The following is a 22,785-nucleotide window of genomic DNA, read 5'->3' on the forward strand; positions in this document are numbered from 1 at the left end:
GCGCTAATGGCCATCGTACGTATTGCGTCTACGCTGGCATTCACCGGCAACTTCACTATAGCTTCCCATTGGGAATGTAATGGCTTTGACGGTGATGCCACCAAACAGTTCACGGTCATCCGTAGTTTTTCGCCATCACGCTTTTAACGTACCCACATTGACCATTAATCTTCTCGCCTGTTCCGTGCCGTGGTCACTAAAGGTCGAATATGTTCGTCAACGGCTTCGCGCGCCCTGAAAATACGTGAACGCACCGTGCCCACGGGACACTGCATAACCTGCGCAATATCTTCGTATGCCAGCCCGTCCAACTCGCGCAGCGTAATTGCAGTGCGTAAATCATCCGGTAACTTTTCGATTGCCTCATATACAGCGGCCTCCAACTGATCCCGCGCAATAGCAGCCTCAGGCGACTCGGAATCGGCCAAGCGACCGCTTTGGTCGATAATTTCGGCATCGACAATATCTAGGTCGCTACCTGGCGGGCGACGCCCGCGCGACACAAGATGATTTTTTGCGGTGTTGATCGCGATTCGATACATCCAGGTGTAAAAAGCACTTTCAGCGCGAAACTTTCCCAGTGCCCGGTAGGCTTTTATGAAGGCCTCCTGAGCAACATCGTGGACCTCGGCGTGGTCATGCACGTAGCGCCCAATCAAGCCAATAATTTTGTGCTGATATTTTTTTACCAGCAGATCAAATGCGCGGGTGTCGCCTTTTTGAGCACGCTCAACGAGCTGTTGATCTGTTTCACGAGTGCTCATTCACGCGCCCCCTCTCACTCGGGCAGTGATCACCGAGCACTACTCTTCCTTTTAACCCGATACACTGGGCATTAACAGCAAGCAACATAGCGTTCCTTGGGCATTGGTTAATTATACGAATGACATAAAACGGTACTGTAACGTGATCGCCGATTATTGGCTAAGTGTTACGCGTTCTACACGGCGCATCAAGCGTTTACCCCCTTGCTCAAAACCCAGCGGCTGACTTCATTTATCATTGTTAAGTTCCACAACAATTGATTTTTACTGCGTCGACAAGCGATAGTAGGCGTCTTTAGTCGCCCATTACGCATGCACAGGTAGCACAATGTCAGATCAGCAGGTCAACAACCTTAACGTCCTTGCCCAGGACGTGCTCACTACCCCTGAAGCCCTTAAGCAAGATGTGCCGCTTACCGAAGCTGCCGAGCGCACCGTCATTGAGGGCCGTCACACCATTCAGCGTATCCTGGACGGTAGCGACCCACGCTTATTGATGGTGGTTGGCCCTTGCTCTATTCATGATGTCGACGCCGCCCTGGATTATGCCAGGCGTCTGCGCACCCTCGCCGACCAAGTTAGCGATAGCCTTTACATTGTAATGCGGGTGTATTTCGAAAAACCCCGCACTACGGTGGGCTGGAAAGGTCTCATTAACGATCCTCATCTTAACGACTCCTTTGAAATCGATGAAGGCCTGCATATCGCGCGCAAACTGTTGGTAGATCTTGCCGAGATCGGCTTGCCGCTGGCAACTGAGGCGCTCGACCCGATCTCGCCACAGTACCTGCAGGACTGCATTAGCTGGTCGGCGATTGGCGCCCGCACCACCGAGTCGCAGACCCACCGCGAGATGGCATCAGGCCTTTCCTCACCTGTGGGCTTCAAAAACGGCACCGATGGCAGCCTGGATGTGGCCATCAATGCCTTACAGTCTGTTGCCCACCCACACAATTTTCTGGGCATTAACCAGTCAGGCCAAGTCGCCATTATACGCACCCGTGGCAACGGCTATGGACACGTCGTCCTACGCGGCGGCAACGGCAAACCCAACTACGATAGCGTCAGTGTCGCCTTGGCCGAACAGGAACTCAAAAAAGCCAACCTTTCCGCCAACATTATGATCGATTGCTCTCACGCCAACTCGAACAAGGACCCTGCACTACAGCCACTGGTCCTCGAAAACGTGACCAACCAAATACTCGAAGGTAATACCTCCATTATCGGTCTTATGGTGGAATCCAACATTGGCTGGGGCAATCAAAAAGTCCCTGCCGATATTAACGAGCTTCAATACGGCGTTTCGATAACCGATGCCTGCATTGATTGGCCAACAACCGTTGAAACGTTTACCCGCATGAATGACAAGCTCGCACCGGTGCTAAAAAAACGCCACCGGTCGTAGCTTCCCCTATCGCCCACTGCGTGCGACCTGCGCAGTGGGCGAGCGTAATGTCATTAGGCGATTTCTCGCCGGAAAGGTGGCAACGCATCCAGCAACGCCTGACCGTATCGACGCGTGATAACACGCTTATCCAATAGCGTAATCGTGCCTGTATCACTCTCCTTGCGGATCAGCCGGCCACAGGCCTGCACCAGCTTGATTGATGCGTCTGGCACACTGATGCGCATAAATGGATTACCGCCCTGACTCTCAATCCACTCGGCGAGCGTTGCTCCCACCGGGTCATCCGGCACCGCAAACGGCAACCGGGTGATGACAACATGCGTAAGATAATCCCCTGGCAAGTCGATGCCCTCGGCAAAACTCGCCAAGCCGAAAATAATACTGCCCTTACCGCTATCCACCGCCGCGCGATGGCGCTCGATCAACTCGCGCTTGGGCAAGGCATCTTGGGCCAGTACGCGCTCCTTGACCGATTCGCTCAGCGCTTTCTCTACCCCGCGCAGCTGTGCACGCGATGAGAACAGCACCAGCGCCGCCTCGCGATCCGCCAGCTTTGTCACGAAATCGACGATGGCTTTTTCGTGGGCTTCTTTATCGCTTGGATCAGTCGCCTCCTTGGGCACGCTTAATACAGCGTTGGCGTAATCAAACGGGCTGGGCAGCGCCTGATAACGGTAGCGATTGGCCAGCCCCGCTCGCTCCTGAAGCCGCTCGAAACGCCCCAGCGCCGTGAGCGTGGCAGATGTGACCACAGCGCCATGGCAGCGCCCCCACAAGTGTTTCGCCAAGGTATGCGCGGCAGATACCGGGCTTGCCGAAAATTCAAGTTCCGGCTCTCCCGCGACACGGCTTAGCGTGATCCAGCGCGCGCTAGGCGGCGCATTAGCGGCATCGCGCTCGCTGAACGCCTGCCATAGCGCGTGAGCCTCTAGTGCCCGGCCGTGAAGCAGCGCCACCAATGGCAGCCAAGCTTCCGCCTGCTCGCGCTCAAGGCCGGTTTGCTTATCCGGGTCGAGGCTTTCGCGCAAAATATCGTTGATACTTTCAAGGCTGCGCGACAGCGTGGCAAACATCACCACCAATTGCTCGGCCTGCTCGTGCAGCGCATCGGGAATTTGGCCCTTTTCAAACCGCGACTGAAGCGTGCTTTCTTCGTCAGCCAACCCATTCGCGCGCCCTGCAAGCTGATGCCCCATGCTGAACACATCGCCCAACGCCGGCTCCAGGGCATGAATAAGCTCGGGCAAGCCAGCAAGCAACCGAGCAATCGTCGGTTGGACGGCAAGCCCTTGATGCAGGTCGGTCAAGCTGCTTTTGAGGGTTTTAAGCCAGCGTAAACAGCCATTGATAGCGAAGCGATGAGCAAAATGCGACAGCGCCTTATCGGGCAGATGATGGCCTTCGTCAAACACAAAGATGCAGTCGGCCGGGTCCGGTAAGATGGCCCCGCCGCCCAGCGCCAGATCGGCCAGCACCAAGTCATGGTTGGCCACAATGACGTCGGCGTTTTCCAGTTCCCGGCGAGAACGGAAAAATGCACAGGCACCAAAATGGCCACAGCGTCGTCCGGTACACTGACGATGATCGACGGTCAAACGCCGCCAGTGGGCATCGTCAATCGGATGCGGCCAGTTATCGCGGTCGCCTTCCCACTCCCCCTGACCGTAAGCCTCAGCCATATCGCTGGCAATCAGGCCAAAATCACTGCTTTGTGCCTGTAAAGACTGCTCGAACAGCGACAGCGTGGGATTTGGCTCGGTCCCTTCCAACGCTTGATCAAGCCGCGCTACGCATACGTAGCGCCCGCGCCCTTTAGCCAGCGCGTAGCGAAATGCCAAACCGCTATGGTTCGCCAGAGACGGCAAGTCGTGGTTGAGCACCTGCTCCTGAAGCGCAACCGTTGCGGTCGAGACAATCAGCCGCTTGCCACGCGCTTTGGCGATAGGCAGCGCGGCGATTAGATAAGCCAGGGTTTTGCCTGTCCCCGTGCCAGCCTCAAGCACACACACATGACTGTCGCTTGTGCGCTTGCCGTCGCCATCGCTTTCGATATCACCCAGCGTGCGAGCAATCTCGGCAATCATCAGCCGCTGACCGTAGCGTGGAGTCAACTCAAGGTTTTCCACCACGCGACGGTAAGCGTCCTGAATTTCGCTTTTAAGGCCAGTATCTAGCATGCGGCTTAGAGCATACCTTCCGGCGGGTGCTCGCAGGGCAGCTTGTCGTTGATATAGCGCTCAATCTCCGGCAGGGAGAAAGCATCTTCTTCACCCACAAAGCTAATTGAAACGCCTTTTGCACCAGCCCGGCCAGTACGCCCAATACGGTGGACATAGTCTTCCGGATCTTCAGGCAGCGTGTAATTGATGACGTGGCTGACGTCTTCAATATGAATGCCGCGGCCCGCTACATCGGTGGCGACAAGCACTTGAATATCGCCTTCACGGAAGCTCTCAAGGGTTTTGATGCGTTGGTTCTGCGGCACATCACCAGACAGCATGGCGGCACTCACGCCGGCCTTTTTAAGCAGGTCGTCAAGTTTGCGCACCAGATCGCGGCGATTGCCAAACACCATCACACGCTCGAAGCTTTCCTGCTCCAACAGCTTGACCAGCAGACGCTGCTTGTCATCGTCAGAGACCATATAAACCCGTTGGTCGATATCGGCCTGGTTCTCCACGGTCACTTCGATCTCAACGTGGGCCGGGTCCATCGTCCACTGACTGGCCAGGTTGAGAATATCCTCGGTGAACGTCGCCGAGAAAAGAAACGTCTGACGCTCTTCTTTCTTGGGCGTGTAGCGGATGATCCGCTTCACGTCGGGAATAAAGCCCATCGACAGCATACGATCGGCTTCATCCAGCACCAGCACTTCCACTTCGGAAAGGTCGATATCACGCTTCTGGTGAAAATCGAGTAGCCGCCCTGGGGTCGCGACTAGAAGATCGATTTTTTTGCCTAGACTATCGCGCTGCTTTTGATAGTCCATCCCGCCCACAACGCTTGCCACGTTGAGCTTGGTAAAGCGGGCAAGGGCCTTGGCATCTTTCTCGATCTGCAGTGCCAACTCGCGGGTAGGGGCAATAATCAGCGCCCGCGGCGCCCCTGGCTTCTGGCCGTCCGGGGTTGGCTCTTCCAGGAAATAGGCCAGCGCTGAGATCAAAAACGCAGCGGTTTTGCCCGTACCGGTTTGTGCCTTGCCGACGATATCACCGCCCAACAACGTGTGGCGCAGCGCCTCTGCCTGAATAGGCGTGCAGTATTCAAACCCTTGGGCATGAATCGCGCGCATTAACGGCAGCGGCAGATCAAAGTCATGAAAGCGCCACTTGCCAGCCACGGCAGGCACCTGAAACTGACGAAGATCCCAGTTCGACTGGCGACGACGCGGTTTCCGACGACGACGTTTTGGCTTACGGTTCTGGGCCGATGCTGTGGTCTGTTCCGACTCGCTCATAGGCTATGTATCTGTCCATTGCTGTGGATGTTAGGCATCTTGACGTGCGCATTGTACCAGGGCTTGGCAATAAGAGCGCGCCCTGCTGTCGAAGGAGGTCGCTAGGCTGCTAGAATAGGCCTATTACCGAACCAAGGAGCGCGATATGACGCGTAAAAAAAAGACCCGTTCGCTGGCGGATAAAGTCACCATCCGTACTGGTCGGCGTAAAGACTTTAAAAAGTGGCGCCATGATAACCCCGATCAAGTGACGTCATCACGTCGCTTTGTGGCTAAAAAACAGCAGCAACGCAAATTGCAGGCGGTGCGTAAGCTGGCTCGCCAGCAGAGTGGCCAGGATATTGCCATTCACCCAGACAAAGATACGGACAACCCGCCGGGAGACCGCTCCTGATGCGCCTTGTTTCATTCAACATTAATGGCATTCGAGCGCGGCTTCATCAGCTACAGGCTCTTATTGATACACAAAAGCCCGATATTATCGGGCTTCAAGAGACCAAAGTACAAGATAGTGAGTTTCCACTCGCCGATGTAGAGGCCATGGGTTACCACGTTTTCTACTACGGGCAGAAAGGACACTATGGCGTCGCGATGCTTTGCCGCCAAAAGCCCCAAGCGGTATTTTACGGTTTCCCAGACGATGAGGAAGACGCTCAGCGTCGCATGATTGGCGTCAAGCTATTGACCGAGGACGGCGATCCCGTCACCGTTTGGAACGGCTATTTCCCCCAAGGGGAAAATGTTACCCATCCCACTAAGTTCCCCCACAAAACGCGCTTTTACCAGCAGTTGGCGCGCCTGCTTAGCGAGCAGCACCACCCTGATGAGCGGGTTGCCGTAATGGGCGACTTCAACATCTCGCCGGAAGACCAGGATATTGGCATCGGTGAAGCCAATCGCAAGCGCTGGCTGCGCGAGGGTAAAACCAGCTTCCAGCCCATCGAGCGGAAGTGGCTTGAAGGCATTAAAGCCTGGGGATTGCATGATAGCTACCGGCTTTGTTATCCAGCGGACGCCGAGTGGTTTAGCTGGTTTGATTATCGCTCCAAAGGCTTTGACCGCGAGCCCAAACGCGGACTACGCATCGACTATATTCTGGTGACCCAGCCGCTGGCCGACTGCGTCACTGCCGCCGGGATCGACTATGCGCTGCGCGGTATGCAACGCCCGTCTGATCACGCACCCACTTGGAGCGACTTTTCACTCACGCTGGCGTCTTCCGATTAGCCAGCGCGCATAACCTCCAGGTAAGGCGGCCATGTTATCGCGACCAGGCTAAGGTGAATGGTGAGGCGACTGCTCAAGCGTCGCCAGCCATTCAGCGGCTTGCTCATCGCCCAATGTATGAGCCCGCGACAGCGCCTTCTCGGCGCGCTCATCCTGCCCCCAGGCAAAGGCTAGTTGACCATATTGCCGCCAGTCGCCGCCATCCTCACTCAACGTCGCTAATGCCTGCCAGGCATCCAGCGCTTGGGTCTTATCCCTTGCCTGATGCCAGGCGTTCGCCAACAAGCGAAGGGTAGCTTCATCCCGCACTACTTCACCTTCTGCAAGCCAGTGCTCAAGATATTCCGCCGCTCTCGCCGGCGTACCGCCCGCCATGTGCAGGCGTATCAGTTGCCACCGGTCATCGTCTTCATCTAGCTTATCCAACTGCCAAGCGGTATCCCACAACGCCGCGGCGACACCCGGTTGGCCAGACTGCTGCGCAAGAGCAGCGGCCTGACGCCAGCTATCAATATCACTCTGTTCGTTGAGCCCGCGTAACAAAAAGTCGAGCGCTTGATCGGTTTGCTGGGTGCGTTGATAGATCGCCAACGCCAATCTGCGCTGGGCTTCATCGGGTTCAGAGGTCTGACTAAGGCTACGCTCAAGCCATTCAGCCGCCTCTTGCCAGCGCTGATCATTAGCTAACCAACGGGTCAGCTTCCAACGCTCTTGCCGTTGGCTACTTGCATCCTGGCCGGCCTGGGACTGCAAGGCGCTGGAAAGCAACTCGGTCGCCCGATCCGCCTGGCCCGCCGCGCGGCGTAACGACGCTTCTTCTCGCAGCCAGCGAGCGGCCTGAGCTTGCTCTTCACCGCTCAGTTCACGTGCTTGTGCCAGCCGGTCAGCCGCAGCACTCGGCTCGTCTTGGCGCGCCAGCGCGTTAGCTGCCAACTGCTGATAAAGCGCACTCGCCCATCGATCAGCATCGTTGCCAGCCCGCAAGCGCTCTGCCTGCTGAGTGGCTTGACTCACCACGCTAGCGTATTGCTGCTCGCGTAGCTGCGTTTGCAAACGGTTCAGGTCGTCAATGACATCGCTGGGCAGCGCAGGACTAGCATGCGCTAGCGACGTCCATAGACCTAGTAAACAGATGCACCACCATAAACGCATGGTCATACCTCAATAAAGTCGTTAGCGCAGTTGAAACTCGATACGCTGGGTGGCGTTGCGCAGCCGATCACTAGGCTCGAATTGCCATTCCCCAATCGCTTCACGGGCCGCATCATCAAATACGCGGCGTGGTTGGGCGTCGGTAACGCGGATCGAAGAACCCTCAACGCTGCCGTCACGACGAATGGTAAACGACACCTCAACATAGCCTTCCATGCCGCGACGCTGGGCACGCGCAGGATATGTCGGATTGACCCGGTTGGTCGGGGCGGCTTCGCCAACATTCACCGGCTCATCGGACTCAGTCGGCTCAGCTTCTGGCGCTGCTTCCCGCTCGGCATCAGAGGGCTCCGCCTCACTTTCTGCCTCCGCTGTCTCTGTCGGCTCTGGTTCCGGTTCCGGTTCCGGCTCAGGTTCGGGCTCCGGCTCTGCTTCGGTCATTTCCGGCAGTTCACTGTCCATTTCCACCGGCTCTTCGGGTGTCTCGGGCAGGTCAACTTCCGGCATCTCGATCGCACTATCAGCCACCGGCGGCGGCTCGGGCGTCGGCATGGGAGCCGAGGGGGCCGGCGTTGCTGCCTGGTTGGTCTCCGGCGGCGGTGTTTCTTCCTGCGGCGCTTCTTCCGGTGCTTCGACCATATCCATGGAGACGGTTTCTTCGGGGGGCTCGACTGGATCCTCCGGTGGTGCAACCAGTAACGCCAGCAGCCAAAACAGACCAATGGCCAACACCCCACCGACGATCAATGATACCGCTTGGCGCATCATTGGCCGCTCCGGTTGGCCGCCACCGCGACTTGGTCTACGCCTGCCTCCTGTAGACGGTCCATGACCTCAATCAGCAGCCCAGTGGTTGACTCACGATCAGCCTGAATAACCACCGAACCATCATCGCTGATCATGCCCGCCACCTCTTCACCCACCCGGTGGGCGTCGATGGCGCGACCATCCACCCAGACCGCACCTTCGGGTGAAACCGCGACCAATACCTGGGCATCAGGCCTGGGGCTCGCGTCACTCGACTCCGGACGGTTTATTTCAATGCCGCTTTCTTTAATAAAGCTGGTGGTGACAATAAAGAAAATCAGCATGATGAACACCACGTCGAGCATGGGCGTGAGGTTCACCTCGTTATTTTCTGCGGCGCTTTCCATCGAACGTCGTCTACGCATCATTTTCCTCCAGTGCCCGCGCCATCCGGTCGTGCAACCGCTGATCTTCGCGTCGAATAATATGTTCCAGGCGGCTAATAAACAGTAGGCCCACCACGGCGATTGCCATGCCGGTCAGGGTGGGCAGCGTTGCTCTCGCCACGCCATCAGCCATTGCCCGCGCCTGGTGCGTATCACTTAACGAAAGGCTATCGAAGACGCCGATCATGCCCGTGACGGTACCCAGAAGGCCGAACAGTGGACATAGCGCGACCAATAGCTTTAACCAGGGCAGCGGGCGACGCAGGCGGACCACAAGATCTTCCGTCCAAACGTTACGCAATGTGCGGGCGCTCCAGCTTTGGTGATCATCTCGCTTGGCCCAGCGTTTAATGAGCTGGCGCCGCGCTCGCCGCCAGGTGATGCGATAGAACCAGAAGCGCTCAATGGCCATGCCAAATACCAGCAGCGCTACCACGGCCAGCACCACCAGCACGACGCCGCCCGCATTCATCAGCCGCTCAACAGGCTCAAGCCAAAGGGGAACTGTGAACATATCAGGTCACCGGTGAGGCATGGGCAGGCTGATGGGCTTCCAAATGGTCCGCCAGCGTTGCGCTTGCCTGCCCTTCAATGACGTGAGTGAGATAGCGGCTACGGCTAGACAGTGCGGTTTGCGCAAACAGCAGCGGCACCGCGGTAATCAGGCCGAGCACAGTGGTTACCAGTGCCTGGCTAATCCCGCCGGCCATAAATTGCGGGTCGCCAGTGCCAAACACCGTGATCGCCTGGAAGGTGACGATCATACCGGTCACCGTCCCCAGCAGTCCTAGCAACGGCGCAATGGCGGCGAGCAGTTTGACAATCGGTTGGCCACGCTCGAGACGGGGTAGCTCGGCCAGCACCGCCTCATCCAGCCTGGCTTCCAGCGCTTCCGGCGTCTGGTGTTTGTCCATCTCTTCAAAGCGCAACAGGACGCGACCAAGGGGGTTGTTCGCCTGCAGCTGGTCGGGATGTTTAAGCTGACGATTCACCCGCTGGCTGGTAACCAGCAGGTACAGGTATTGCAGCATGGCAACCAGCAACCCTATGCCACCCAACGCGACCACGACATAGCCCACGTACCCGCCTTGATGAAAACGCTCCATAAGGGTGGGACGCTGCGCCAAGGCATCGATAACGCTGTCTTGGGTTGGGTCCATCGCGAACACGCGTGTCTCACCCTGATGATAATCCGCCAAATAATCGGCTACTTCTGCCGGGGTGCGGGGCAATACGGCCAAATGCCCTTCATCGTCCTGACGCAGCAGATCAGACTCTGTGAACGCAGCAAAGTCACCCAGCCGCACGATGGTCTGGGTTGAAACTTCGCCATTGGCATCGGCCACCGGGCGCTCCAACCGCTCAGCACTGCCGGTATTTTGCGTGAGCTTCGCCAGGCTATCGACGACATCTTCAAGAACCTCACGCTCCAGAACATCGACATCGCTGAGTCGTGGCGGCAACGCTTCTTCATTCAGGGTCAGCCAACTGTCATCGCCCAAAGCGTTGCGCACCTCGCTGCTATGTTCATTGAGCGCGGCCAGCAGGTTGCTCAACGCCTCACCTTGCTCAGATTGACGCGCGGAGAGGCGCTCCGCCTCCACTGACTGCGCTGTCTCCTGAGCCTGTAACGCTTCGTTGCGCTCCTGCGCGGCTTGCTGACGTGTCCGTGCTTGGTCGAGCGCGTCTTCCAGCGAGGCTTGGTCGTCAAGCAAGTTAATCAAGCGTTGCTGGTCGCGGACCTCAGCGGCTTCGCGGGCTTCACGCAACGACGTGGCGTCTTGCGACTGAGCGCTCGCCAGCGGGCTAATGCTCATCAGCCCCATCAGAAGTGCTACCGCTACGCCACGATAGCTTTTTTTCATGTCGCGTATCATGGCTACTCTCCCTGATCGGCTGAGACGGTGATGGATAGCGGCAACGTTAATAGGTCCGGCGCGCGTTGATCTTCCGCCATACGAAGCCCGTTGCGCACCTGCTGAACCTGCCGCGAACTGAGTGGCTGCCACTCATCGTCCTGGGCATTCCATACACCGCCCTGACGGCCATCGGGGGTCAGGTAGTAAAAACCGATGCGCCCAATGCGCAAGAAGTCCACTTCCAGCTGCTGGTCATCGTCAAGCTGCAAGCGCCCCCGCCAGGTATCCATTTCACGGCCGTAATCCAACTCTGTGCGCCAGATATCGAGCATGCCTTCGATTCGCTCGGCAGGCTCAGCGCCTTCGTCATTTTTCAGCGTTTCAACGCGTGCAAGCCGCTGTTCTTTAAGAAACGGCAGGTCGCGTTCGATCCATTGAGTTAGCTGCGTTTGCATGTTTTGTTCGATATCCGGCAGCGCGGCGCGCGTATCGGCAAGGGTATCAAGCGCGGACGCTAACCGGACCTGACGTTCGGCTTCCTCAGCCAATTGACCCGTTAGCGACGCATTCTGCGACTCAAGCTGCCTTGTTTCGCGCTCACGCTCGCGCAGCTCTTCCAAAGCTGCCCGCGTTTCGTCGTCCGAGTCATCTATCTGCTGCTGAAGTTCGGCTTGAATGCGCTGGGCATCGACACTTTCGCCCGCTTGATCGAGCGTCTCGTCACTTGCCGCTAGCGTGCTGCTGACGAGCATGCACGCTAGCCAGCACCCACCTATGGCAAAGAAAGGCTTGTTCAGCACATCGACTCTCCGTCACTGTTCACCGGCAGTCACACTGCCTTTATATAGGACACTTCAAATATAAGAACGATTTGCGTTTCATATCGACTGCGCATAGCCTACCATCCACAAAATAAATGACAATATTTATCATTAGCGTTTAAATAAATTTAGCTTGCTACCAAACAAAACGGGAGCCGCTAGGGCTCCCGATATCATCAATGTTAGTGATGGGCTAACACCATAATGTCAAACGTGTTTTGCTAATGGACCACGACGTACGCTTTCGTCAGAGGGGCTAGCGGAAGTTGCCAAGCCTCTTCACGGGTCACCCACCTGGCTTCGGCAATTTCAGCAGCGGCCTCGACCGGCTCGTCAATCACCAAACTGAACAAATGCGCTTCCAGCATCACACCCGGCTCATTGGCTGCTGGAGCGGTGTGTACGCCCATGGGGATCAGTTGATCCTGATTAATATGCAGGCCCAGCTCTTCTTTCAGCTCACGGGATAGTGCCTCAAGCGCGGTCTCACCCGCATCAATCTTGCCACCTGGTTGCATATAAATAGACGTATTGTGCTTACGCACCAACAACAAGCGACCATCCGGGTCGCTCACCACGGCAGCCGCTATTTCCAATACGTTAGCTGGGTTGGTTGGCATACTTTCTCCTTGGTGCACTGATAATATCCAATGCTACTCGTACTGTTTCCACCAAGCGAGACAGAGTTTGCAAGCGCCAGTTAAGGATTAGTCGGCTGCAGGCTAGCTCCGGGGCGGCTAACATCGTGCTTTGGATGGCGGAGCCGGTGGAGTTTCTAAAGAAGGCGGCGACTTCAGTCGCCGCTTTTTTGGCATCAAAGTGGTTGCCGGTGCAAAGCACCGGCAACCGAACAGGCTAGGCTTCGCTTAGCATCTGCTTATTTCGCGGATATATCTTGTTCTCGAACTCCCGCATGCATGAGTCCGCAACGGCCCTGAGCTCCCGCTTGAGTCGCTCGGCACCGTTTGCTAATAGCTCAGCATGGCTCGGTGAGTCATCGGTCTTATCCGGCTGCCTGTGACAATGGGCTTCAGCCACTGCCTGCATCGATCGCGTATCAATCACCTTAAGCTTTGCGGAATATGGCACATGGTAGGTTCTCATGGCGAAAGGATAGTAGGAAAAACCCCAGCCCAGGGTTTCAACATCTACCAGCAAGTCGCTAGACGCATAGTCTCTTGACAAGCCTGCCACCCCAGATTCCTTGGTCACAACTCCGTTTTCCTCAACTTGCTCTATACCAAGCCGCTCAGCAAGTGACGCCGCCAAGCCACTGCTTATATGGCCAGCTGGATCCTCGATCTCGTTCTCTTCAACGATGTTATTGCCTGATATCATCATTGCTGCAACACCCACCAGCCCGCCCACCATGGCTTTCCCTGCTGTCATGGCAGCAAAGCTAGGTTTTTCACGACTGGATATTGTGATCGAGGCTGGTGACGTCTGCTCTACCTTAGCGGTATCCATGGGGACTGTTTTGGTGCTAGCACAGCCGACCAACATGAAGCCTAAGATGAATATTGTGATCCCTTTCTACACCTGACACCCCTTTTCTAATTTTCGCAATATGACTTTATACAGCTTCGAAAATTTAACTTTCTGTTGTGGCATTATTACTAATTGGATGACACCACTGGGCCGGTGTGTAGCTTTCCTGACCTTCTTGAGATCTAACTTCCAGGACAAGCAGGTGGGCACTATATCCACGCACGACAACCTCTGTCTTATATTCTTTTCCTGCCTCGGCGACAAAGCATGAATACAAATATCTAGGCGAGCTTCCATAACTATAAAGAGCTTGGACATTTCTTTTTCCAGGCCTCAAGAAAGCCTCAGATGGATATTGGCACCCATTAGTATAAGAAGTCATAAAGCGCGGAGTTGGCCTTCCGTCAATGGCAGAAAAAAGCACAATAGGCTCACCGACCTCACATGACTCCGAAGCACTATTAACATTTCCCCTAAGATATGCACGCTCAGCTGTAGAAAGCTCCCCTTCGTAAGACTTGTAAACACCTATAGACGTACAGCCTTGAAGAAAAAGAAGCGTCATAAAAAGTACAGCCCTTTTCATTATATATTCCCCTGACTTATCCTACCGATTCACCTGCAATACAACGCTTGCCTGGCTCTCCCTGTACAGTCTCTGATCCAGGAACCCCTCCAACCTCTTCCCCAGTTTCCTGATCTTCAAGCCATATCCTCACTCTACTGCCTTGAGTATCATGTCGTATCAGGTAAATATCGCCCCCTTTAGCATCCACCCACACAGGCGTGTATGCTCGATACGTCCCAACATTATATACATATCTTTGATATAATATTCCTATGTAGCGAACACCTGTTGAAACTTTGGCTTCTTTTGTTGTCGAGGTCAGACCTAAGCTGCTTTCAATAAACTCTCCATCAACACACGCGATTACCGGCCCTCCCGGATCCTGGAGACGCTCTTTATATGTCGTAGAAGGAACCATGATTCGAGCAAACTGATCTGGCGGTGTATTCTCAGGCACACCCTCATAGGGTGCAGACACGCACCCCGCAATACCACTGAACAACATTAGCATGCCCCCCACTTTCTTAAGCATCCTGCTTCTCCCCTTCTCTTAACAAAAGAACCAACGTATTTATACTCAGCTATCTACACTTCCTAGTCGCTAGCTGCTTCCGCTAAACTTCTAACGCACTCCCCTCTATCTCCAACAGTAGACCAGGGCCAATCATCAGTTAGCCGGCACATTTAACTGCCAGACCCTATCTGGATGATGAACACAACGATTCCTTTTCGGACAGCCAGTCAAGTTCCACCACGGAAAACGACAAGCGAAAATAAGCCTGCGAGTTCACGCTCATGCTGATGGCGCAGTGCCCTTCGACCGAGTGCAGCATACCAGTCCCGACCAACACCAAAGGGCGCAAGAAATGGCGGAGCAACCTGCAGACTCTTCCGGCTGCCTCTTGGCCGACTGACTGTGAAGAGCAACCGGTAATTCCCTGTTGCACTGCGTCCATTGCACCACTTTCTATATCGCTTAAGCCTCATGGGTATATCGTGTGAGCAATGATTGCCACAAGGCTGTCAGCATCTAGAAACCGTCGTAAGCGCCTAATTGATATAGCTATCGGCCGATTGATCTCAAGCTTTAGGCCTGTTAGCAATTTTGACCTGCCGACGTCGGGAGCACTCGTGCTCCTAGGCGATCAAGAGTCCGATGTCGCCACCGAATCAAAGGGACATCACGCCATTTGGCTATGACGAATTATTGTGCCAAGCCCCAGAACTTCAGTTATAGCAACCAATTATTAAAAATTAAGCCAAGCGCTACATTTAGCCCTTGGACCGCCGAATCCAAAGTTACCAATCAATGAACGGGAACGTTTCTCTAAAACGTTTCTCAACGTGTGGGTTCCTATCGAGTTCTTGCAGCGCCACTTCACGTGGCACCGCATCGCTTAAAAAATCATTCCATCGTCTGTACCCAATTCCATCTAGAGCATCACTTTCGGACTCTGTATGCTCCCAAGAAGGATTGAACCCCATTACTGAAAAGGGTTTGAAGTCAAACTTATTCTCGATATCTAAGATATCCCAAAAATATGCAGGAACTTGATCTTGATGCTCGATGACATAATAAAGCCATTGCTTAAATTCGCTGAACTTTAAGACACCTGAAACCAAGCTTGCTTTCGCGAAACCAATATCATCGCTGTCATTTTTCTCAAGTCGAAAGTTACGTGTCATTATTTACCTCCTGACAAAGCTTCACCGCCTATGTGACCTGTTTCTCTATGAACTCTTTCCCTAACGAGTTGCATACACCCTCTGTCTTGATGGTGGTACCAAGTATAATCTGGAATTTTGGCGTTCCCAGATTGAATTGCCTGTAGCTGCTGATCAGTAAATAATGACCTCAATTGAGGGTTATTCTGAATCTGCGCTATAAGGTCTCTTGTCGCTATCCTCATTTGCGCCTGATAACTGGCTGCCTGAAAATCAGCGCCAGGGAGTCGAGTACCGAGGCTGAATGACTGTCAAAAAGAGGTTATTCTCTTATAGCCAGCTACAAAAAAACGGGAGCCGCTAGGGCTCCCGTTTTTTATTAGGTTTTATGCTCAATGATTGTCTAGAAAGCCCAATCATCATCCTCAGTGGCCACAGCCTTGCCGATTACATAGGAAGACCCCGAGCCTGAGAAGAAGTCATGGTTTTCGTCGGCGTTGGGAGATAGCGCCGCCATGATCGTGGGGTCGACATCCGTTTCGCTGCTGGGGAAAAGCGGCTCAAAACCGAGATTCATCAGCGCCTTGTTGGCATTGTAGTGAAGGAACTTCTTGACGTCTTCGGTCAGCCCTACTTCGTCGTACAGCGACTCGGTATAGCGGACTTCGTTATCGTAAAGCTCCAGCAGCAGCTCGTAAGCGTAGTCTTTGACTTCCTGCTGACGCGCCGGTGTTGCCTCAGCCAAGTCCTGCTGGAACTTGTAGCCGATATAATAGCCGTGCACCGCTTCGTCGCGGATGATCAGGCGGATCAGGTCGGCCGTGTTGGTCAATTTGGCGTGGCTGGACCAGTACATCGGTAGGTAGAAGCCGGAGTAAAACAGGAACGACTCCAGGAAGACGCTGGCGACCTTGCGCATTAGCGGGTCGTCTGAGCGATAGCGGCCGAGAATCAGCTCCGATTTCGCCTGCAGCATGGGATTTTCTTCGCTCCAGCGAAAGGCGTCGTCCACATCGCGGGTAGTGCACAGCGTCGAAAAGATCGAGCTGTAGGAGCGCGCGTGGACCGATTCCATAAAGGCAATATTGGTGTAGACCGCTTCTTCATGGGGGGTGCGTGCATCTTCCATAAGTACCGGCGCGCCGACACTGCTCTGGATGGTATCCAGCAGCGTCAACCCGGTAAACACGCGAATGGTCAGCTGCTTTTCTTTGGCCGTCAGCGTATTCCACGACTGGATATCATTGGACAGCGGGACTTTTTCCGGCAGCCAGAAGTTGCTGGTCAGGCGGTTCCACACTTCAAGATCTTTATCGTCCTGAAGGCGGTTCCAGTTAATCGCGTCCACCCGCGATAAACGTTGCATGCTGGTCATATCATCACTCTCTTCGAAGTCGTTATACGCTTACAGCGTGCAGGAAACGCAGCCTTCCACCTCGGTGCCTTCCAGCGCGCTCTGGCGCAGGCGGATGTAATAGAGGGTCTTGATGCCCTTCCGCCAGGCGTAAATCTGCGCCTTGTTGATATCACGCGTCGTCGCGGTATCCGGGAAGAACAGCGTCAGCGAAAGCCCCTGGTCGACGTGCTTGGAGGCTTCGGCGTAGGTGTCGATGATTTTTTCAGGGCCGATTTCGTAGGCGTCCTGAAAGTAATCAAAATTGGCTTCATTGAGGAACGGTGCTGGATAGTAAACCCGCCCCAGCTTGCCTTCCTTGCGAATCTCGATCTTGGCCGCGACCGGGTGAATGCTCGACGTTGAATGGTTGATATAGGAAATAGAGCCCGTCGGCGGCACAGCCTGAAGGTTACGGTTATACAATCCGTGTGCCATGACGCTTTCCTTGAGCGCCTGCCAGTCCTGCTGAGTAGGCAAGGCAATCCCGCTACGCTCAAACAGCTGACGGACTTTTTCGGTCCGCGGCTCCCAGGCCTGATCGGTGTACTGATTGAAGAACTCACCGGACGCGTAGGTAGAGTCGGCAAAGCCCGCAAAGGTATCCCCGTGTTCAATCGCCAAGCGGTTTGACGCCCGCAGCGCGTGGAAGGCCACGCAATAGAAATATAGATTGGTAAAATCGAGGCCTTCATCGGAGCCGTAATAGATATGCTCGCGGGCCAGGAAACCATGCAGGTTCATCTGGCCAAGGCCAATCGCCCGAGACTTGGCATTACCCTCGGCGATGGAGGGCACGCTGCTCAGGTTGCTCATTTCCGACACGGCCGTCAGACCGCGAATGGCCACCTCGACGCTGGTGCCGATATCGCCCGAGTCCATCACCTTGGCAATGTTCATGGACCCCAGATTGCAGGAAATATCCTGGCCGACCTGGCGATAGCCGAGGTCTTCGTCGTAATCCGTCGGCGTGTTCACCTGGAGAATCTCGGAGCACAGGTTGCTCATGTTGATACGCCCGGCGATGGGGTTGGCGCGGTTCACCGTGTCTTCGAACATGATGTACGGATAACCGGACTCGAACTGCAGCTCGGCCAGGGTCTGGAAGAAGGCGCGCGCGTTGATCTTCTGCTTGCGAATGCGCGCATCCGCCACCATCTCATGGTACTTCTCGGTCACGCTGATATCGCCAAACGGCACGCCGTACACCCGCTCGACGTCATAGGGCGAGAACAGGTACATGTCCTCGTTGCGCTTGGCCAGCTCGAAGGTGATGTCCGGGATCGTCACCCCGAGCGAGAGCGTCTTGATACGGATTTTTTCGTCGGCGTTTTCGCGCTTGGTATCCAGGAAGCGCAAAATATCGGGATGGTGGGCATTCAGGTAAACGGCACCGGCCCCCTGGCGCGCGCCAAGCTGGTTGGCGTAGGAAAATGCATCCTCGAGCAGCTTCATGATCGGGATAATGCCCGACGACTGGTTCTCGATGCGCTTGATCGGGGCGCCCGACTCGCGAATGTTGCTGAGCAGGAAGGCAACGCCACCGCCACGCTTGGACAGCTGAAGCGCCGAATTGATGGAGCGGCCAATCGACTCCATATTGTCTTCGATACGCAGCAAAAAGCAGGACACCAGCTCGCCGCGCTGCTGCTTACCGCAGTTCAAAAAAGTGGGGGTCGCCGGCTGGAAACGGCCGCTGATGATTTCATCCACCAACGACTTGGCCAGGGTTTCATCACCCCGCGCCAACGCCAGCGCGACCATGCAAACGCGATCTTCATAGCGCTCCAGGTAGCGCTTGCCGTCAAAGGTCTTCAGCGTATAGCTGGTGTAATACTTGAAGGCGCCCAGGAAACTGGGGAAACGAAACTTATAGGCATAGGCCTGCTCGAACAGCGCTTTTACGAAGGAAAAGTCATACTGCGCAAGCGTCCCCGCTTCGTAGTACTGCTCTTCAACCAGGTAATCAAGCTTCTCTTCGAGCGAGTGGAAAAACACCGTGTTCTGGTTAACGTGCTGCAAAAAATACTGACGCGCGGCTTCGCGGTCTTTATCCAGCTGTAATTCACCGTTGGCACCGTAAAGGTTCAACATCGCGTTCAGCGCATGGTAATCCATTGTGCGACCGTCGGTTGCCGCTGCAGGCCGTTTTGTTTCAGCCGAATTGTTCGTGGCTAAGGTTGTCGTTTCCAAAACTCTTCTACTCCTTTGCGGACCTTGGCGACATCGTCATCAGTGCCAAACAGTTCGAATCGATAAAGCAACGGTACGTGGCATTTTTTCGCAATAATGCGGCCCGCCAAACCGTACGCATCGCCAAAATTGGTGTTACCCGCCGCAATCACCCCGCGTATCAAATGGCGATTGTGCTCGTCATTTAGAAATCGGATCACTGGACCTGGAACCGCCCCTTTTGCCTGACCGCCTCCATAGGTGGGGGTCACCAATATGTAGGGTTGATCAACTTGCGGTATCGCCTCTTCGCGATTGAGCGGTAACCGTTGGGCGGCCAAGCCTAATTTTTCAATAAAACGGTGGGTGTTGCCTGACTTGGTAGAGAAATACACCAGATTGCCGACCATGGAGGAAGTACATCCATTTGCCAGCATGGGTGACTTATGCCAACGCTTGAATGCGGTCTGGACGAAAACCCGACCAATGGTCTTCACCGGCAACGACTACGGGAAGCTGACGATATCCAAGCGCTTCGACTTCTTGTTGGGCACTGGATTCAGCCGTGATATCAATCACGGTGTATTCAAGGCCCTGCTTGTCCAGCGCGCGGTAGGTAGCGGTGCATTGAACGCAGGCGGGCTTGCTATAAATCTGAATTTCCATGGTCATTTCCCTTTTCATAGCGGCATTTTTCGGGTAGGGCATATCTTGTGCCCACCCTCCCTAGAAGATACAACTCATACTATATATAGACCAGTAGAAAATCAATTCAAGCATATGTGGTATTTTTCATCCACAGGATATTGACAGCTAACACCCAACTCTATTCAGTGCTGGGGACAAACAACAAAAAAACCGCCCACTTAAAAGTGGGCGGTTTTTTATAACAAACGCCTTGAATCGGCGTCATACTTGGCGTGCCAGGACGTTAGGCGATGGCCGCTTGATAGCGACGTTCAACGTCTTCCCAGTTCACCACGTTAAAGAAAGCGGACACGTAATCAGGACGCTTATTTTGGTACTTGAGATAGTACGCATGCTCCCAAACATCCAGGCCTAACACTGGTGTGTTGCCGTGCATAAGCGGGCTGTCTTGGTTAAGCGTATTTTCAACGACCAGTTTTTTCTCAGGGGTAACTGAGAGCCAAGCCCAACCACTACCAAAACGGCCAAGGGCTGCTTTCTTGAAAGCTTCCTGGAAGGCTTCAAAACCGCCAAGCTCAGCGTCAATAGCTTTAGCGACGCCACCTTGTGGTTGGCCGCCGCCGTTAGGCGACATCATTTGCCAAAACATAGAGTGGTTGGCATGACCGCCACCGTTATTGATAACGGGCTGACGCTTGTCTTCCGGAACGCGATTCAGGTTAGCCACAAGCTCTTCTACCGGAACGTCTTCAAGCCCAGTGCCTTCAAGCGCAGCATTCAGGTTGGTGACGTAGGTATTGTGGTGACGCGAGTGGTGGATCTCCATGGTCATCGCATCAATGTGCGGTTCAAGCGCATCGTACGCGTAGGGTAATTCAGGAAGTGTATGTGCCATATTGATCATCTCCTTGAGTGGCTTTCGTTGCGTTCAGCAATTCTCGGCTTTAATAACTAGGTATGGTCACCTCTTAGCTTTTTCAACCACCGAGGGGGCTGATTTCGTTTTTGCCCCAGCATTTTAGTCAACTACTAGCAGTTTACCTAATCTAGCCCACACAAAAAAGCCGACTTCTCCAGAAGCCGGCTGTTAAGTTCTATCATTTCAGCAATTTATAGTTTGCTTTCAAGCTCAGGCAGAATCTCAAACAAATCGCCCACCAGGCCGTAGTCGGCCACCTGGAAGATAGGCGCTTCGTCGTCTTTGTTGATGGCGACAATCACCTTAGAGTCCTTCATGCCCGCCAAGTGCTGGATCGCGCCCGAAATACCCACCGCAATATACAGCTCCGGCGCGACGATCTTGCCGGTTTGCCCTACCTGCATGTCGTTGGGCACAAAGCCTGCGTCTACCGCTGCGCGAGACGCGCCAATGGCCGCTCCCAGCTTGTCGGCAATACCATCAAGCAGCTTGAAGTTCTCGCCGTTGCCCATACCGCGGCCGCCAGAAATCACCACCTTGGCGCCGCCAAGCTCCGGGCGGTCCGACTGGGCCAGCTCTTCTTTGACGAAGCTGGATTGGGCGTTCTCAACCACCACGTCAATCACCTCAATCGCAGCGCTGCCGCCCTCGCCCACCGCGTCAAAGCCGGTAGTGCGAACGGTGATGACTTTTAGCGCGTCGTCACTTTTCACCGTGGCGATGGCGTTACCGGCGTAGATGGGCCGCTTGAAGGTATCGGCGCTATCCACGGCGAGCACATCGGAAAGTTGGCTGACGTCTTTCAGCGCCGCTAGACGCGGTAGCACGTTTTTACCCGTGGTGGAGGCGCTAGCCAGTATGTGCGTGTAATCACCCGCCAACTCAAACAATAGCGCGCCTAGCGGCTCGGCGAGCTGGTAGGCATAAACGGCGTTGTCCGCGACGCGCACTTTGTTGACGCCGTCGAGCTTGGCGGCAGCCTCGGCGGCGGCTTGAACGCCTTCGCCCGCAACCAAGACGTCAATGTCGCCACCGATCGCTTTTGCAGCGGCGACCACGTGGGCCGTAGCGCCCGCCAACTGACCTTCATGAAGATCGGCAAGTACCAGAATGCTCATGGAATCTACTCCTTTCAAAGCTCTTTTATGCAAACAATGGGCTCAAAGAACTTTGGCTTCGTTTTTCAGTTTGTCGATCAACTCGTCTACCGAAGCGACTTTGACGCCGCCTTTACGCTCTGCTGGCGATTCCACTTTGAGCAGACTGACCTTGGAGGCGACCTCAATGCCGTAATCGGCAGGGGTTTTGACATCCATCGGCTTCTTCTTGGCCTTCATGATATCCGGCAGCTTGGCGTAGCGTGGCTCGTTGAGACGCAGGTCGGTGGTGATAATGGCAGGCAGCGTCAGCGCGACGGTTTGCAGGCCACCGTCGATTTCCCGCGTCACGTGCACCTTATCGCCGTCTACCGCGACTTCGGAAGCAAAGGTACCCTGAGGCAGGTTGGTCAACGCGGCGAGCATCTGGCCGGTTTGGTTATTGTCAGTGTCGATAGCCTGCTTACCCAGAATGACCATCCCCGGCTGTTCTTCATCGACCACTTTGGCCAGCAGCTTGGCAACCGCCAGCGACTCTGCACGCTCGTCGGTTTCAATATGAATAGCGCGATCCGCGCCCAAAGCCAGTGCGGTACGCAGCTGTTCCTGGGCAGCCTTGGGGCCAACCGTCACTGCGACCACTTCTGTCGCCACGCCCTTCTCTTTCAGGCGCACGGCTTCTTCCACGGCAATTTCGCAGAAGGGGTTCATGGCCATTTTGACGTTGGTAAGATCGACGTCAGAATGATCCGCTTTGACACGAATTTTGACGTTGTAGTCGATGACGCGTTTCACCGCGACAAGTACTTTCATAGGTTCCTCGCTTGGCTTGTGGTAGAGCCGTTAACCCTGGATGGCACCCACTAGGCAGGCACCTTGAGAAGGTTTGGTATCACGTTGCGGCACCTAGGATGGCTGCCAGCATAAAATTCATTCAAGCGTTTGATAGGCGTG

General features: G+C 54.9%; 26 protein-coding genes. 4 read left to right on the plus strand and 22 right to left on the minus strand.

Annotated features, from left to right (window positions below):
• Window positions 1–6: 6 nt before the first annotated feature.
• The gene (locus CPH17_RS19865) at window positions 7–147 is read left to right on the plus strand and encodes a hypothetical protein (protein WP_156524111.1); all 141 of its coding nucleotides are present in this window, start codon (window positions 7–9) and stop codon (window positions 145–147) included.
• Window positions 148–164: 17 nt separating this feature from the next.
• Here CPH17_RS19865 and rpoE read toward each other — a convergent pair whose 3' ends face one another.
• The gene (gene rpoE, locus CPH17_RS04490) at window positions 165–764 is read right to left on the minus strand and encodes an RNA polymerase sigma factor RpoE (RefSeq protein WP_096298384.1); all 600 of its coding nucleotides are present in this window, start codon (window positions 762–764) and stop codon (window positions 165–167) included.
• 328 nt (window positions 765–1,092) lie between these two features.
• Between rpoE and CPH17_RS04495 the strand changes: the two genes are divergently transcribed.
• Window positions 1,093–2,169, plus strand: coding sequence for a 3-deoxy-7-phosphoheptulonate synthase (locus CPH17_RS04495; protein ID WP_096298386.1), 1,077 nt, complete (start codon window positions 1,093–1,095; stop codon window positions 2,167–2,169).
• A gap of 53 nt (window positions 2,170–2,222) precedes the next feature.
• On the opposite strand, the gene dinG is transcribed toward CPH17_RS04495, so the two are convergent.
• The gene (gene dinG / locus CPH17_RS04500) at window positions 2,223–4,349 is read right to left on the minus strand and encodes an ATP-dependent DNA helicase DinG (protein WP_096298388.1); all 2,127 of its coding nucleotides are present in this window, start codon (window positions 4,347–4,349) and stop codon (window positions 2,223–2,225) included.
• Between the two features lie 5 nt (window positions 4,350–4,354).
• Window positions 4,355–5,629 (minus strand): ATP-dependent RNA helicase RhlB, encoded by a 1,275-nt coding sequence (gene rhlB / locus CPH17_RS04505; RefSeq protein WP_074396661.1) that lies wholly within the window; start codon window positions 5,627–5,629, stop codon window positions 4,355–4,357.
• Window positions 5,630–5,774: 145 nt separating this feature from the next.
• Here rhlB and CPH17_RS04510 point away from each other — a divergent pair, with 145 nt between their 5' ends.
• Window positions 5,775–6,023: a hypothetical protein gene (locus tag CPH17_RS04510; RefSeq protein WP_074396662.1), complete on the plus strand. Its 249-nt coding sequence runs from the start codon at window positions 5,775–5,777 to the stop codon at window positions 6,021–6,023.
• Window positions 6,023–6,856 carry an exodeoxyribonuclease III gene (gene xthA / locus CPH17_RS04515; protein WP_074396663.1) on the plus strand — a complete coding sequence of 278 codons (834 nt, stop codon included), beginning with the start codon at window positions 6,023–6,025 and terminating at the stop codon, window positions 6,854–6,856. The genes CPH17_RS04510 and xthA overlap by 1 nt, the downstream gene beginning before the upstream one ends.
• Before the next feature lie 48 nt (window positions 6,857–6,904).
• Here xthA and CPH17_RS04520 read toward each other — a convergent pair whose 3' ends face one another.
• From CPH17_RS04520 to CPH17_RS04610, 19 genes are all read right to left on the minus strand, one after another.
• Window positions 6,905–8,014: a tetratricopeptide repeat protein gene (locus tag CPH17_RS04520; RefSeq protein ID WP_331710452.1), complete on the minus strand. Its 1,110-nt coding sequence runs from the start codon at window positions 8,012–8,014 to the stop codon at window positions 6,905–6,907.
• A 15-nt stretch (window positions 8,015–8,029) separates the two neighbouring features.
• Entirely contained in the window at window positions 8,030–8,776 is a 747-nt protein-coding gene (locus CPH17_RS04525) for an energy transducer TonB (protein WP_074396665.1), read from the minus strand.
• Window positions 8,773–9,180 carry an ExbD/TolR family protein gene (locus tag CPH17_RS04530; RefSeq protein WP_074396666.1) on the minus strand — a complete coding sequence of 136 codons (408 nt, stop codon included), beginning with the start codon at window positions 9,178–9,180 and terminating at the stop codon, window positions 8,773–8,775. The genes CPH17_RS04525 and CPH17_RS04530 overlap by 4 nt, the downstream gene beginning before the upstream one ends.
• The gene (locus tag CPH17_RS04535; protein WP_074396667.1) at window positions 9,173–9,715 is read right to left on the minus strand and encodes a MotA/TolQ/ExbB proton channel family protein; all 543 of its coding nucleotides are present in this window, start codon (window positions 9,713–9,715) and stop codon (window positions 9,173–9,175) included. Before CPH17_RS04535 ends, CPH17_RS04530 begins: the two co-directional genes overlap by 8 nt.
• Window position 9,716: 1 nt before the next feature.
• Entirely contained in the window at window positions 9,717–11,078 is a 1,362-nt protein-coding gene (locus CPH17_RS04540) for a MotA/TolQ/ExbB proton channel family protein (RefSeq protein WP_231896445.1), read from the minus strand.
• Window positions 11,079–11,080: 2 nt separating this feature from the next.
• Entirely contained in the window at window positions 11,081–11,860 is a 780-nt protein-coding gene (locus tag CPH17_RS04545) for a DUF3450 domain-containing protein (protein ID WP_074396668.1), read from the minus strand.
• 242 nt (window positions 11,861–12,102) lie between these two features.
• The gene (locus CPH17_RS04550) at window positions 12,103–12,501 is read right to left on the minus strand and encodes an NUDIX hydrolase (protein WP_074396669.1); all 399 of its coding nucleotides are present in this window, start codon (window positions 12,499–12,501) and stop codon (window positions 12,103–12,105) included.
• A gap of 235 nt (window positions 12,502–12,736) precedes the next feature.
• Window positions 12,737–13,348 (minus strand): hypothetical protein, encoded by a 612-nt coding sequence (locus CPH17_RS04555; RefSeq protein ID WP_156524112.1) that lies wholly within the window; start codon window positions 13,346–13,348, stop codon window positions 12,737–12,739.
• 124 nt (window positions 13,349–13,472) lie between these two features.
• A complete protein-coding gene (locus CPH17_RS19870) occupies window positions 13,473–13,955 on the minus strand; it encodes a hypothetical protein (protein ID WP_156524113.1) in 483 nt (160 codons plus the stop codon).
• A 16-nt stretch (window positions 13,956–13,971) separates the two neighbouring features.
• A complete protein-coding gene (locus tag CPH17_RS04565; protein WP_074396671.1) occupies window positions 13,972–14,469 on the minus strand; it encodes a hypothetical protein in 498 nt (165 codons plus the stop codon).
• A gap of 767 nt (window positions 14,470–15,236) precedes the next feature.
• Complete coding sequence (locus CPH17_RS04570; RefSeq protein ID WP_074396672.1) at window positions 15,237–15,623, minus strand: hypothetical protein; 387 nt, start codon at window positions 15,621–15,623, stop codon at window positions 15,237–15,239.
• Window positions 15,623–15,847 (minus strand): HNH endonuclease, encoded by a 225-nt coding sequence (locus CPH17_RS20470; RefSeq protein ID WP_074396673.1) that lies wholly within the window; start codon window positions 15,845–15,847, stop codon window positions 15,623–15,625. The genes CPH17_RS04570 and CPH17_RS20470 overlap by 1 nt, the downstream gene beginning before the upstream one ends.
• Window positions 15,848–16,005: 158 nt before the next feature.
• Window positions 16,006–16,977, minus strand: coding sequence for a class 1b ribonucleoside-diphosphate reductase subunit beta (gene nrdF, locus CPH17_RS04580; protein ID WP_074396674.1), 972 nt, complete (start codon window positions 16,975–16,977; stop codon window positions 16,006–16,008).
• 30 nt (window positions 16,978–17,007) lie between these two features.
• Window positions 17,008–19,188 carry a class 1b ribonucleoside-diphosphate reductase subunit alpha gene (gene nrdE, locus CPH17_RS04585; protein WP_441316759.1) on the minus strand — a complete coding sequence of 727 codons (2,181 nt, stop codon included), beginning with the start codon at window positions 19,186–19,188 and terminating at the stop codon, window positions 17,008–17,010.
• Window positions 19,170–19,604, minus strand: a complete 435-nt coding sequence (gene nrdI / locus CPH17_RS04590; RefSeq protein WP_082934248.1) for a class Ib ribonucleoside-diphosphate reductase assembly flavoprotein NrdI — start codon at window positions 19,602–19,604, stop codon at window positions 19,170–19,172. Before nrdI ends, nrdE begins: the two co-directional genes overlap by 19 nt.
• A 7-nt stretch (window positions 19,605–19,611) precedes the next feature.
• Window positions 19,612–19,833: a glutaredoxin-like protein NrdH gene (gene nrdH, locus CPH17_RS04595; RefSeq protein WP_074396676.1), complete on the minus strand. Its 222-nt coding sequence runs from the start codon at window positions 19,831–19,833 to the stop codon at window positions 19,612–19,614.
• Window positions 19,834–20,098: 265 nt separating this feature from the next.
• Window positions 20,099–20,710: a superoxide dismutase gene (locus CPH17_RS04600; protein WP_074396677.1), complete on the minus strand. Its 612-nt coding sequence runs from the start codon at window positions 20,708–20,710 to the stop codon at window positions 20,099–20,101.
• A 215-nt stretch (window positions 20,711–20,925) separates the two neighbouring features.
• On the minus strand, window positions 20,926–21,852 hold the full coding sequence (locus tag CPH17_RS04605) for an electron transfer flavoprotein subunit alpha/FixB family protein (RefSeq protein WP_074396678.1): 927 nt from the start codon (window positions 21,850–21,852) through the stop codon (window positions 20,926–20,928).
• Window positions 21,853–21,894: 42 nt separating this feature from the next.
• A complete protein-coding gene (locus CPH17_RS04610; RefSeq protein WP_074396679.1) occupies window positions 21,895–22,644 on the minus strand; it encodes an electron transfer flavoprotein subunit beta/FixA family protein in 750 nt (249 codons plus the stop codon).
• Window positions 22,645–22,785: the final 141 nt, after the last annotated feature.

This window comes from Halomonas sp. hl-4 (genome assembly GCF_900215475.1).
Taxonomy (GTDB): Bacteria; Pseudomonadota; Gammaproteobacteria; order Pseudomonadales; family Halomonadaceae; genus Vreelandella.